This is a genomic window from Kitasatospora viridis, from assembly GCF_007829815.1.
Classification (GTDB): domain Bacteria; phylum Actinomycetota; class Actinomycetes; order Streptomycetales; family Streptomycetaceae; genus Kitasatospora; species Kitasatospora viridis.
Genome location: NZ_VIWT01000003.1, coordinates 262,065 through 274,447, shown reverse-complemented (window position 1 = coordinate 274,447; position 12,383 = coordinate 262,065). Strand labels below are relative to the sequence as shown.

Below are 12,383 nucleotides of genomic sequence, written 5' to 3'. Positions count from 1 at the left end.
CGGACAGACCGGATAGATCGGAGACCGCAGTGCCCACCCTGTGCAAGCCCGCCGTAGCAGTACCGGAACACGTCATCACCGTCGAGCAGACCCTGGAGTTCGCCCGGCGCATGCACGCCGACAACCCCCAACTCGCCCTGGCACTGAAGCTGATCCGCAACACCGGCGTCCAGAAGCGGCACATCGTCCAACCGATCGAGCAGACCCTGGAGCACCCCGGCTTCGAGGAGCGCAACCGGGTCTACGAGGCGGAGTCCAAGAAGCGGACCCCGGCCGTGATCGACGAGGCGCTCGCCAACGCCGGGCTCACGGTCCGGGACATCGACGCGATCATCTACGTGTCGTGCACCGGCTTCATGATGCCCTCGCTGACCGCCTGGCTGATCAACGAGCTCGGCTTCCGCTCCGACACCCGGCAGATACCGATCGCCCAACTCGGCTGCGCCGCGGGCGGTGCCGCGATCAACCGGGCGCACGACTTCTGCCGGGCCTACCCGGAGGGGAACGTGCTGATCGTCTCCTGCGAGCTGTGCTCGCTGTGCTACCAGCCCACCGACGCCGACGTCGGCAACCTGCTGTCGGACGGCCTGTTCGGCGACGCGGTGGCGGCCGTCGTGGTGCGCGGTGCGGGCGGGACCGGGATGTCGCTGGAGCGCAACGGCTCCTACCTGATCCCGCACACCCAGGACTGGATCTCCTACGCGGTCCGGGCCACCGGGTTCCACTTCCGGCTGGACCGCCGGGTGCCCGGGACCATGGAACCGCTCGCCCCGGTGATGCGGGACCTGGCCGCCGACCACGGCTGGGAGGCGTCCGAGCTCGGCTTCTACATCATCCACGCGGGCGGACCGCGGATCCTGGACGACCTGAGCAAGTTCCTCGGCGTCGACCCCGTGGCCTTCCGCTACAGCCGGGCGACCCTCACCGAGTACGGGAACATCGCCAGCGCGGTCGTGCTGGACGCCCTGGCCCGGCTCTTCGACGACGGCGGGCCGGCCGACGGCGCGACCGGGGTGGTGGCCGGGTTCGGTCCCGGCATCACCGCGGAGATGTCGCTGGGCACCTGGTCCGCCGGACGGCCCGACGGGGCCCGCCGACCGTGACCACCGACCCGGGACCGGGGCGTGGCCCCGCTCCCGCGCGGTTGGGACACCGGGACGGCGACCGTGGAGACCCGGACGGATCCGCGGCAACCGCAGGTCCGTCCACCACCCCCTCAGGAACGGAGCATCCCGTGTCACCTCGACAGCCCACCCCCCGGCCGGCCGGTGCCGGGGCCACCACCCGGTACGACAGCACCGGTGGCCACGGCCACGGCCTGTTCACCACCGGCACTCCGGTCACCGGCTGGACGGTCAGCACCGCGTTGCCCGTCCGCTACCAGGTCCGCAGCACCCCCGGCGTGCTGGACCCGGCCAACCCCGCGATCGCCGAGGCCGGTGTCCCGGCCCGGCCCGGCCGGCGGCGTCGGCTGCTGGTCGTGGAGGCGAGGGTCCACGAGCTCTACGGCGAGCGGATCGCCCGCTACTGCGAGGCCCAGCGGATCGACCACCGGCTGTGCGTCATCCCGGCGCACGAGCAGGTGAAGACCATGGACTCGGTCTTCCGGGTCACCCGGGCGATGGAGGAGTTCGGCCTCGCCCGGCGCGGCGAGCCGGTGATCGCGATCGGCGGCGGCGTGCTGACCGACGTGGTCGGCCTGGCCTGCAGCCTGTACCGGCGCAGCACCCCGTTCGTGCGGGTGCCGACCACGCTGATCGGGCTGGTGGACGCCGGCGTCGGAGCCAAGACCGGCGTCAACTTCGACCAGCACAAGAACCGGCTGGGCACCTACCACCCCGCGGTGGAGACCCTGTTGGACCCGGCGTTCCTCGCCACCCTGGAGCACCGCCACATCGGCAACGGGATGGCGGAGATCCTCAAGGTCGCGCTGATCAAGGACCGCGCGCTGTTCGAGCTGCTCGACCGGCACGGCCCGCAGCTGCGCGCCGAGCGGTTCCAACACCCGGCCGCCGCCGAGGTGGTGGGCCGGGCGGTGGGCGGCATGCTCAGCGAGCTGCAGCCCAACCTGTGGGAGCACGAGCTGGAGCGGTCGATGGACTACGGCCACTCGTTCAGCCCGACGCTGGAGATGCGCGCGCTGCCGGAGCTGCTGCACGGCGAGGCGGTCTGCGTCGACATGGCGCTCACCACGGTGCTCGCCGGGCAGCGCGGGCTGGTCTCCCCGGTGGAGTGCGCCCGGATCCTCGGCCTGATGGCGCGGCTGGGTCTGCCGCTGTGGCACCGGCTGCTGCAGCCGGAGCTGCTGCACGACGCGCTCGCCGACACCATCCGGCACCGGGACGGACGGCAGCGGCTGCCGCTGCCGATCGGGATCGGCGCCGGCGTCTTCGTCGACGACCTGACGCCGCACGAGCTCTCCCGGGCATCGAGTGAACTGCACGCTGCAGCACGGGCTCTGACGGTCAGTCAAGAGTCCCGCCGGGCACCGGCCCAGGCCCGGGCGGAAGCGGCCTGAGAGGAGGTGGGCACCATGCGCAGCGCGGTCATCGTGGCCAGTACCCGGGAACGGGCGGACGTCTACGGCGTCCACGGCACCACCGGGCTGACCCACTGGACCTGTCTGGCGCGCAGGACCGGGCTCCACGGCGGCTGGGAGGCCGTCGAGTGGGCCTGCCTGCCGCCGGGCGGGGTGAGCGGTGAGCACCTGCACACCCGCACCGAGGAGGTCTACGTCATCCTCCGCGGCCGGGGCGTGGTCACGCTGGACGGCCGGCCGCACGACGTCGCCGCGGGCGACGCGGTGCTGACCGGCCTGGGGACCCGCCACGGCCTGCGCAACACCGGAACCGAACCGCTGGAATGGTTTGTGATCGAAATGACTGCCATGGAAACCCCCACCGCGACCGGTGCCCCGATCATGCACAGCACCGTCGTCACCAATCTGCGCCGGGTCGGCGGGGTCGACCCGCGGGTGGTCTTCACCGGACCGCTGCACGGCATCGAAGTGGCGTGGCTGCGGCCGGGGGAGCGGATCGAACTCGTCGCGGACACCGTGGAGCACACCGTCTTCGTCGCGCAGGGCGGTGGCCGGGCCGCGCCGTTCGGGGACGGCACCGGCGAGGTGCGGGTGCCGCTGGCGCCCGGCACCGCGCTCACCCTGCCGCTGGGCACCGGTGTCCGGCTGACCGCGGGGCCGGACGGCCTGGAGTACGTGCACGCGGTGCTCGCCGTGCCCGGCGCGCTCTCGGTGCCGCACAGCCGGCCGGCCGGCGAAGGAGGAGAGTGAAGTCATGATCGCCACCACCACCGCCGGGCCGACCGTGCTGGTCGGCCCCGGCACCGAACGGATCCGGGTCCGCTGCCTGGCCCGCCGCGGCATGCTGCACAGCGAGACCGAGGCCGTGGACTACGTCCGGCTCAGCCCGGGGGCCTGCTACGACCTGGTGGGCCGCGACGGCGTCGAGGCCGCCTGGTACGTGCTGCGCGGACCAGTGGCGCTCACCCAAGGTGCGGCCGGTGACGGCCAGCCGGACGGCCACGAGCGGATGTTGACCACCGGTGACCTGGTGCTCGCGCCGCACGCCGCACAGCTGCGGCTGCACGGCGGCCCGCTGGGCGCCGAACTCCTCTGCCTCACCGTCCTGCCGAGGGCGAGCAGCGACCGGCTGCCGCCGCGCCGGCCCGACCTGGGAGAGCACTCCTCATGAAGCCCTACACCGCCCACCACATCGGCTACACGGTGCCCGACCTGGAGCAGGCCGTCCGGTTCTTCACCGACGCGCTCGGCGCCGAAGTCGCCTACCGCACCGGCCCGTTCAACGACCCGGACGGCGACTGGATGATCCGGCAGCTCGGCGTGCACCCGCGCTCCGAGCTGCGGATCGCGCAACTGCGCCTCGGCGGCGGGCTCCAGCTGGAGCTCTTCGAGTACGACGCGCCCGACCAGCGCCGGGCGCTGCCGCGCAACAGCGACTGGGGCGGCCAGCACCTGGCCCTGCTGGCCGAGGACGTCGACGCCGAGGCGGCCCGGTTGGCGGCCTACCCGGGCGTGCGGGTGCTCGGCGGGGTGGACACCGTCGGCGAGGGCCCGATCAAGGGCACCCGCTGGGTCTACCTCACCACCCCGTTCGGGATGTACCTCGAACTGATCGCCCCCGTGGTGCCGTTGACGCAGGGAGCGGAACCGTGACCGACATCTGGGCCGCCACCGCCCCGCCGCTGGTGGCCGCCGGCCGGGACCACTACGAGGCCGACATCGTGATCATCGGCTCCGGGGCCGGCGGCGCCACCACGGCCTGGGCGCTGGCCGGCAGCGGAGCGCGCGTGCTGGTCCTGGAGCGCGGCGGGTTCCTGCCGCGCGAGCCGGAGAACTGGTCGCCGCGCGCCGTCTTCGCCGAGCAGCTCTACCACAACGCCGAAGCCTGGCGCACCCCGGAAGGGCGGCGCTTCGTCTCCAGCTCGCACTACTACGTCGGCGGCACCACCAAGGTCTACGGGGCGAGCCTGCCCCGGCTGCGGGAGAGCGACTTCGGCGCCGTCGAGCACTACGGCGGCACCTCGCCCGCCTGGCCGTTCGGCTACCGGGAGTTGGAACCGTTCTACGCCGAGGCGGAGCGGCTCTACCGGGTGCACGGCTGGCACGGCAGCGCCGGTTCGGGCGACCCGACCGCGCCGCCCCGCTCCGGCCCGTTCCCGCACCCGGCGGTCGAGCACGAGCCCTACGTGGCCGACCTGGAGCGGCGGTTGCGCGGGCAGGGCCTGCACCCGCACCCGCTGGAGCTGGGCATCGACCTCGGCCCCGGGCGGCCCTGCCTGCGCTGCGGCACCTGCGACGGGTTCCCCTGCCGGGTCGGCGCCAAGAGCGACGCCGAGACCCGCGCGCTGCGCCCGGCGCTGCGCCGCGGCAACGTGCGGCTGCTGACCCACGCCCGGGTGACCAGGCTGGACACCGACCGGGCCGGTCGGGCCGTGCGCACCGTGCACGCGACCCACCGGGGCCGCCCGATCACGGTCACGGCGGCCCGCGTGGTGCTGTCCGCCGGGGCGATCAACTCGGCGGCCCTGCTACTGCGTTCGGCGAACGACCAGTACCCGGACGGGCTGGCGAACGGCTCCGGACTGGTCGGCCGCAACCTGATGCTGCACAACAACAGCGTGGTGGTGGCGGTGGATCCGCGCCGCCGCAACCCGGTCACCTTCCAGAAGACGCTGGCCGTCAACGACTTCTACCACCACGGCCCGGCCGGCCGGTACCCGCTCGGCAACCTCCAGCTGATGGGCAAGGTGCGCGCCGAGATGCTGCCGCCGCGCCTCCCGCACGGGCTGCGCAGCGGGCTCACCGGGCACAGCCTCGACTGGTGGGTGATGTCCGAGGACCTGCCCGACCCGCGCAACCGGGTCACGCTGGCCCCGGACGGCCAGATCGTGCTGCGCCGGGAGCCGAACAACCTGCGCGCCCACCGCGAACTCGTGCGCCAGGCCCGCCGGATGCTGCGCCGGGCCGGCTACCCGCTGGTGTTCGCCCGGCGGATGGGCATCGACGCGACCGGCCACCAGTGCGGTACCACGGTCGCCGGGGCGGACGAGGCGCGCTCGGTGCTCGACCCCTACTGCCGCAGCCACCAGCTGCGCAACCTCTACGTGGTGGACGGCGGGTTCTTCCCGTCCTCCGCCGCGGTCAACCCGACCCTGACCATCGTGGCCCAGGCCCTGCGCACCGCCGGCAAGGGAGGCCTGCTGGACTGACGGACCGTCAGGAAGCGAAGGTGACAGCCACTTAGGAGAGCCATGTCAACCGCATCCGCCATGTCAACCGCATCCGCCGGATCGACCGCGACCGCGACCGCCGCCGTCGCCCGCGCCCCCGGGCAGGAGTTCGCCATCGAGCGGATCCAGGTCGACCGCCCGCGCCCCCACGAGGTGCTGGTGGAACTGGAGGCCGTCGGCATCTGCCACACCGACCTGAGCGTGCGGGCCGGCCACACCCCCTTCCCGCTGCCCGGCGTGCTCGGCCACGAGGGCGTCGGCAGGGTCGCCGCCGTGGGCGCCGCCGTCACGGCGACCGCCCGCGGCGAGCGGGTGCTGCTCAGCTTCGACTCCTGCGGCGCCTGCCCGGCCTGCCGCGAGTCCCGCCCGGTGCAGTGCGCGCACTGGCAGGCGCTGAACCTGTTCGGCGGCAGCCGGCTGGACGGCTCGCCGGTGCTCTGGGACGGGGCCGGGCAGCCGCTGCACGGCAAGTTCTTCGGGCAGTCCTCCTTCGCCACCCTGGCGCTGGCCTCCGACCGCAACGTGGTGCCGGTGCCCCGGGACCTGCCCGCCGAGGCGCTGGCCCCGTTCGGCTGCGGCGTGCAGACCGGCGCCGGCGCGGTGCTGAACGTGCTGCGCCCCGAGCCGGGGCACACGCTGGCCGTCTTCGGGGCCGGCGGGGTGGGCCTGGCGGCCGTGATGGCCGCCCGGCTCACCGCGGCCACCCGGATCATCGCCGTCGACCTGCACCCGGCCCGGCTGGAGCTGGCCCGCGAGCTGGGCGCCACCGATGTGGTGGACGCCCGCGAGCAGGACGCCGTGGCCGCGATCCAGGAGCTGACGGGCGGTCACGGCGCGGACCGCGCGCTGGAGACCAGCGGTGTGGTCGCGGTGCTGCGCCAGGCGCTCGCCGCGCTGGCGGTCGGCGGCACGCTCGGCGTGGTCGGCGCGCCGCCGAAGGGCACCGAGGTCGGCATCGACGTCCCGCAGCTGCTGGACCGCGGCCCGCGGATCATCGGCATCAACCAGGGCGGCAGCGTGCCGCAGCGGTTCCTGCCGGCCCTCATCGAGCTGTTCCGGGCGGGCCGGCTGCCGGTGGACCGGCTGGTCCGGGCCTACCCGTTCGAGCGGATCGAACGGGCGGTGGCGGACGCGCGGACCGGACAGGTCGTCAAACCCGTGCTGCGGTTCGACGGTTGGTCGACGCAGCGTTACTGATAGTGTTCATTCCGTGGACGATTCACTCAGTCACCACGAGTCCCACGAGGCCTACCAGTCCGACGAGCCCCACGAGGAGGCGACGGACGGCGTCGTGCGGGTGCTGCTCGTCGACGACCACCCGCTCTTCCGCGCGGGGCTGCGGGCCGCGCTGGAGAGCGACCCCGGCGTCGTGGTGGTGGGCGAGGCCGAGACCGCGGGCGAGGTGCCGGAGGCCGTCAAGGCGAACGGGCCCGACGTCGTGGTCATGGACATCTCGCTGCCCGACGCCTCCGGCCTGGAGGCCACCCGCCGGCTCGCCGAACTGACCCCGCAGCTGCCGGTCCTGATGCTGACCATGGCCGCCGACGACGGCAGCCTGCTGGCCGCGCTGCAGGCCGGTGCCCGCGGCTACCTGGTCAAGGGCGCGGGCCGCGAGGAGGTGCTGCACGCCGTGCGCACCGTCGCGGCCGGCGGCGCCGTGTTCGGCGCCGACATCGCCGCCCGGATCACCACCCTGCTCTCCGGCAGCCGGATGCGGGACGCCGGCCAGCTCTTCCCGACGCTGACCGCGCGCGAGGCCGAGGTGCTCGACCTGGTCGCCCGCGGCTACGACAACCACCGGATCGCCCGCGAGCTGTTCCTCGCCGAGAAGACGGTCCGCAACCACGTCACGCACATCTTCGAGAAGCTCGACGTCGCGACCAGGGCCGAGGCCGTCGCCCGCGCCCGGGACATGGGCCTGGGCGACACCGGCGGCGGACCCTAGCCAGGTGTCGGCGAACGAGGTGGCACCCAGGAGCCCACAGCGTGCCGCGAGCACCACCCCCGGTCAGGAAGCAGGACCTCGACCTCATGCGGTCGGGACCAGCGGTGGCCGACCATGGGCCCCGTAACGACAGGGGCACACCCTGAGGAGGGCGCATGCGTGCGGCGACCAGGACATCGACCGGGCAGGGCGTGGCGCCTCAGGACGACGGGGCGCCACCCGCACCACCGGGTGGCGGTGCCAGTGGAGTGACCGGTGCCCCGGCGCCCGCGTGGGCGTACGGGGTCTTCGGGCTCACGCTGCTGATGGGGCTGGGCTGGGTGGTGCTGGCCCTCACGCACCTCAACGACCCCCAGCGCAGCGACGAGATCGCCAAGGGCTGGGCGCTCCTGCTGCTCGCCTTCGGCTTCGGCCTGTCCGGCGTGTTCATCCTGGCGCACCGACCGGGCAACGGACTGGGCCGCCTGCTGCTGGCCACCGGCGTGCTCACCGCGGCGAGCCGGTTCGTGCTCTTCGTGCTCTCGGTGGTCCGCTCCGGGCGGGCCACGGCCGACCTCGGGATGATCCTGCTCCTGCTCAGCACGGCCGGGATCTACCTGACCGTGTTCAGCGTGCCCTGGTGGTTCCCGGGCGGCCGGATGCCCGGCCGGGGGAGCCGCGCCTGCCAAGCCGTCCTGGTCCTGTGGGCCGTCGTGGAGAGCTACTACACGTACGCCGCCACCCCTGACTTCTACGGCCTGCGCAACCCGCTGCTGCGCGGCGGGTGGGCCTCGCTCTACAGCCGGCTCGACTCGGTGCTCGGCAACCGGGAGTTCTGGATCGCGCTGGCCCTGGTGCTGATCGGCCTGCTGGCGGCCGCGGGCCGCTGGTACCGCTCGCCCGGGGCCCACTGGCGGCAGTGGCTGGTGCTGGCGCCCTGGCTGGTGTGGATGGCCTACACCTTCGTGCTCACCGAGGTGAGCTTCAGCGGGCCCGGGTTCTTCATCTCGTACTCGGTGATCGCCGCCGGCTGGCCGCTGGCGGCGGCCTTCGGCTTCGCCCGGGACCGCTCCTGGCACCTGGACCGGGCCGCCCGGCAGGTGCTCACCAGCTTCACCCTGCTCGCGCTGCTGATCTTCGGGTACTTCCTGCTCGGCCTCTACCTGCCCAGGCTGCTGCCGGGCGCCGGCAACACCGACGCCCAGGCCATGGCCGCCTGCGCGCTGGCCGTGGGCATCCTGCTGCGCCCGACCGCCCGCGCGGTCAGCCGGGCCGTCGAGCGCTTCTACTACGGCGACCGCGCCCGCCCGTACCAGGTGGCCAGGAGCTTGGCCGAACAGCTGCGGCGGGCGGCCCGGATGGCCGAGGCGCCGTCGCTGCTCTGCCGCACGGTGGTGGACGCGCTCGGCCTGCCCGGCGCCCGGGTGTCGGTGGCGACCCGCGGCGGACCGCGCGAACTGGCCGTGCTCGGCGAGACCGGGCCCGGCGCCGAGGTCTTCCCGATCACCGTCGAGGGCGCCCCGATCGGCGAGCTGCACGCCCAGCCGCGCTCCGGCCAGCTGCTGCTCGACCCGCAGGACCGCGGTGTGCTGCGCTTCCTGGTCGACCAGTCCGCGCCCGCCCTCGCCTCGCTGCGCCTCACCGAGGAGCTGCAGAGCAGCCGCAAGCAGCTGGTGCTGGCCCGCGAGGAGGAGCGCAAGCGGCTGCGCCACGACCTGCACGACGGCCTGGGCCCGGCACTGTCCGGCCTGCGGCTGCAGATCGACACCGCCCGCAGCGAACTGCCGCCGGACGGCGCGGTGGCCCGCTCGCTGCAGGCCGTCTCGCAGAACATCGGCAGCGCGATCGACGAGCTGCGCCGGATCACCGACGGCCTGGCGCCCGCCGACCTCGGCCAGGGCCTGACCGGGGCACTGCGCGAACTGGCCGGCCGGATGGACGGCCGCCGGCTGCACGTGACCGTGCGCCTGACGCCCGACCCGCTGCCGCCGCTGCCGGCCGCCGTCGAGGTGGCGCTCTACCGGATCAGCGGCGAGGCCCTCAACAACGTGCTGCGGCACTCGGGCGCGTCCTCGGCCCGGCTGGAGCTGCGGGCGACCGAGGACGAGATCTCGGTGGAGGCGACCGACGACGGTGAGGGCTTCCCGTCGCACAGCTCCTCGACCGGGGTCGGACTGCGCTCGATGGCCGAGCGGGCGGAGGAGCTGGGCGGGAGCTTCACGGCCGCCAACGACGCGCGCGGCGCGGTGGTGCGGGCCGTCCTGCCGCGCGGCACGGTCAGCTGAACCGTGCCCTGACGCCGGCTGTCACTTTCCTGTTCGAATCCGGGACCAGTGGCTCATGCCGTCGGGACGGCTCTGCCGCGATAGTCGAGGTATCGGCCAATGGTCCGGTCCCCAGGACCAGAGCGCTGAGCGAGGAGGTACGTGATGACATCCACTGCTACCGGCCCGACACAGGAGTCGGCTCCCCAGACCGCCGAGCCCTCGCCCGAGGGATCGCCGTCCTGCAGCTGGCCCGACTGCACCAGTGGCCGGGAGTCGGCGAAGGCCACCACCACCGACGGCAACCCCACTGGCAGCAGCACCGACGGTCCCGACGGCGGCGGCAAGCCCATGCCGGAGTGCCACCCCGGTCTGTGCTGAGCACGAGCCGTCCCGGAACCGGAAACACCTCGGCCCCCGCATCCTAAGCACCGGTGCGGGGGCCGATCCGTGTCCGGCGCGGCGTCACATCGCCATCGACCCCCCGTTCCCGTTGAGGTCCAGCACCGCTCCCGGGGTGACCGTGAACGGGCGCATCATGCCCTCGTCCTCGTGCCCCAGCAGGTGGCAGTGGTACATGAACCGCCCGGTCGCCCCGGTGAACTGGCCGGCGATCCGCACCACTTGGCCGCTGGGCACCTGGATGACGTCCTTCCAGCCCTGGTCGCTCGGATCGACCGGCAGCTCCGCCCGGTACGCCAGCGGCGAGCCCGGGGCGGTGCCGCCGGAGGCCTCCTGGAACCCGGTGACGTCCCACTGTTCGCGGCTCAGCGCCTGGAAGCGGATCAGGTGGATGTGGATCGGGTGCCGGGCGATGCTCGTGTTGAGGATCATCCAGTTCTCCCAACCATCCTGACGGACATGCCAGTTGAGCGTGTCGTCGAAGGTCCGGGCGACCCGGCGGTAGGTCAGCAGCTTGCCGTCCGCGCCCTGGAGCTGGACGATCCCGTCGACCGGGGTGCCGGCGGCCGGCGCCTCGACGGCCGGGACGAGCTCCATCTCCCAGAGCTCGAAGGCCTGTTGCTTGTTCCGGGCGAGCACCAGCAGGCGGTGCTCGTGCGGCGGCAGCGCGTCGTGGGTCAGCCGGGTGTAGGAGGCGGCCAGCCGGTCGGGCAGGGTGAACGCGTCCTGCGGCGGCTCGTCGGCGACCCGGAACTCCAGCACGTCCGGCTCGGGGAGCAGGTGCGCCGGGTCCGGGTCGGCGGGAGACGCGCCCGCCGCCAGCGGGGCACCGCCGAACGGCTCGGTGGCGGAGTCGACCAGGCGCAGCCGGCGGGCGCCGAGCCGGCTGAAGTCGATCAGCAGGTCGGCCCGTTCGGCGGGCATCAGGGCGAGGCCGCCGTCTGGCAGCGGCAGCGGCGCGCCGAGCAGCCCGGAGTCGGTGCCGATCTGCCAGCACGCGTCGGGCACCCGGGCGCCCTGCTCGTCCACCAGGTGGAGCCGGTAGGTGCGGGTGTTGGACGCGTTGAGCACCCGGAACCGGTACCACCGGGCGCGCACCTCCTGGTACGGCCAGATCACCCCGTTGACCAGGGTGTACGGGCCGAAGAACGGGAAGCCGCCGGTGCTCTTGTGCAGCAGCCGGCCGGTGAACGAGCCGGCCGTGCCGAGGTCCAGCTCCAGGTTGCGGTCGCAGAGCACCAGCGGTGTCTCGTACGGCCCGGCGGGCAGGCCCAGGGCGTCCTCCTCGGCGTCCCGGACCAGGTAGAGGCCGGCCAGGCCGGTCTGGACGTTGAGCCGGGTGATGCCCATCGCGTGGTCGTGGTACCAGAGGGCGGTGGCCGGCTGGTCGTTGCCGTACTCGGAGAGCTGCGACTGGCCCGGCAGGATCGAGTTCTCGGTCCAGCCGTCGTTGCCGCCGCCGGTCCGTGCGCCGTGCAGGTGGGTGACCAGCCAGGGCGGCAGGTCGGCGACCTGCTTGTTCACCTTGTCCGGGGCGATCCCGGGCGCGTTGGCGTCGAGCGTGTCCTGCTGGTCCGGGAGGTCCCCGTCCACCACGGGGAACGGGGTGTCGATCCGGTTGCTCCAGGTGATCCGCAGCCGCTGCCCGCGCCGGACCTCGATGGTCGGGCCGGGGAACTCTCCCCGGTACGTCCAGAGCGGCGTGGGCGGCAGCTGCGAGTGCAGACGCTGACTGGCCGAGACCTGCTCCACGTGCAGCTCGAAGTGCTGGTCCCGGGGATCGGGGCGCAGCACCGTGGGAATCCGCAGCGGATCGAGGAACTTGGTCAGCCGGGTGGGATCGGTGGCCGGAGCGGGGCCACCAGTGGGCGCGGTCATATCACCGCCTCCTCGGGTCGGGTCCCTCCACCCTGCGCCACCCGCGGTCCCTTCCGCATGAGGCGCTGGTCCCGAGGTGGGACGTGTCGGCCGCCGGCCAGGTCGGCGGCGCCGCGAAGGCCCGCCCACCCGGCTCTCCCCGGTCA

Annotated in this window: 11 protein-coding genes; 10 read left to right on the top strand and 1 reads right to left on the bottom strand. The window is 73.7% G+C overall.

Annotated elements, in window-relative coordinates:
• Window positions 1-29 precede the first annotated feature (29 nt).
• The 10 genes from FHX73_RS31695 (at window position 30) to FHX73_RS31650 (ending at window position 10,338) form a co-directional block, all read left to right on the top strand.
• Window positions 30-1,103: a type III polyketide synthase gene (locus FHX73_RS31695; protein WP_145909382.1), complete on the top strand. Its 1,074-nt coding sequence runs from the start codon at window positions 30-32 to the stop codon at window positions 1,101-1,103.
• Window positions 1,104-1,234: 131 nt separating this feature from the next.
• The gene (locus FHX73_RS31690; protein WP_246214004.1) at window positions 1,235-2,518 is read left to right on the top strand and encodes a sedoheptulose 7-phosphate cyclase; all 1,284 of its coding nucleotides are present in this window, start codon (window positions 1,235-1,237) and stop codon (window positions 2,516-2,518) included.
• A 15-nt stretch (window positions 2,519-2,533) separates the two neighbouring features.
• Window positions 2,534-3,289 (top strand): cupin domain-containing protein, encoded by a 756-nt coding sequence (locus FHX73_RS31685; protein WP_145909381.1) that lies wholly within the window; start codon window positions 2,534-2,536, stop codon window positions 3,287-3,289.
• Between the two features lie 4 nt (window positions 3,290-3,293).
• Window positions 3,294-3,710 (top strand): hypothetical protein, encoded by a 417-nt coding sequence (locus FHX73_RS31680; protein ID WP_211786395.1) that lies wholly within the window; start codon window positions 3,294-3,296, stop codon window positions 3,708-3,710.
• Window positions 3,707-4,192, top strand: coding sequence for a VOC family protein (locus tag FHX73_RS31675; RefSeq protein ID WP_145909380.1), 486 nt, complete (start codon window positions 3,707-3,709; stop codon window positions 4,190-4,192). The genes FHX73_RS31680 and FHX73_RS31675 overlap by 4 nt, the downstream gene beginning before the upstream one ends.
• Window positions 4,189-5,748 carry a GMC family oxidoreductase gene (locus FHX73_RS31670; RefSeq protein WP_145909379.1) on the top strand — a complete coding sequence of 520 codons (1,560 nt, stop codon included), beginning with the start codon at window positions 4,189-4,191 and terminating at the stop codon, window positions 5,746-5,748. Before FHX73_RS31675 ends, FHX73_RS31670 begins: the two co-directional genes overlap by 4 nt.
• 60 nt (window positions 5,749-5,808) lie before the next feature.
• Window positions 5,809-6,966 carry an NAD(P)-dependent alcohol dehydrogenase gene (locus tag FHX73_RS31665; RefSeq protein ID WP_145909378.1) on the top strand — a complete coding sequence of 386 codons (1,158 nt, stop codon included), beginning with the start codon at window positions 5,809-5,811 and terminating at the stop codon, window positions 6,964-6,966.
• Between the two features lie 94 nt (window positions 6,967-7,060).
• Window positions 7,061-7,714, top strand: coding sequence for a response regulator transcription factor (locus tag FHX73_RS31660; RefSeq protein WP_145909791.1), 654 nt, complete (start codon window positions 7,061-7,063; stop codon window positions 7,712-7,714).
• Between the two features lie 248 nt (window positions 7,715-7,962).
• The gene (locus FHX73_RS31655; RefSeq protein ID WP_145909377.1) at window positions 7,963-9,978 is read left to right on the top strand and encodes a sensor histidine kinase; all 2,016 of its coding nucleotides are present in this window, start codon (window positions 7,963-7,965) and stop codon (window positions 9,976-9,978) included.
• Window positions 9,979-10,122: 144 nt separating this feature from the next.
• On the top strand, window positions 10,123-10,338 hold the full coding sequence (locus FHX73_RS31650; protein ID WP_145909376.1) for a hypothetical protein: 216 nt from the start codon (window positions 10,123-10,125) through the stop codon (window positions 10,336-10,338).
• An 84-nt stretch (window positions 10,339-10,422) separates the two neighbouring features.
• On the opposite strand, the gene FHX73_RS31645 is transcribed toward FHX73_RS31650, so the two are convergent.
• Window positions 10,423-12,237: a multicopper oxidase family protein gene (locus FHX73_RS31645; protein ID WP_145909375.1), complete on the bottom strand. Its 1,815-nt coding sequence runs from the start codon at window positions 12,235-12,237 to the stop codon at window positions 10,423-10,425.
• Between the last annotated feature and the right edge of the window lie 146 nt (window positions 12,238-12,383).

Bases quoted from the DNA above. Each gene is read 5' to 3' on its own strand.
- FHX73_RS31685 (WP_145909381.1), top strand. From the start codon at position 2,534: ATGCGCAGCGCGGTCATCGTGGCCAGTACCCGGGAACGGGCGGACGTC.
- FHX73_RS31680 (WP_211786395.1), top strand. From the start codon at position 3,294: ATGATCGCCACCACCACCGCCGGGCCGACCGTGCTGGTCGGCCCCGGC.
- FHX73_RS31675 (WP_145909380.1), top strand. From the start codon at position 3,707: ATGAAGCCCTACACCGCCCACCACATCGGCTACACGGTGCCCGACCTG.
- FHX73_RS31665 (WP_145909378.1), top strand. From the start codon at position 5,809: ATGTCAACCGCATCCGCCGGATCGACCGCGACCGCGACCGCCGCCGTC.
- FHX73_RS31650 (WP_145909376.1), top strand. From the start codon at position 10,123: ATGACATCCACTGCTACCGGCCCGACACAGGAGTCGGCTCCCCAGACC.
- FHX73_RS31645 (WP_145909375.1), bottom strand. From the start codon at position 12,237: ATGACCGCGCCCACTGGTGGCCCCGCTCCGGCCACCGATCCCACCCGG.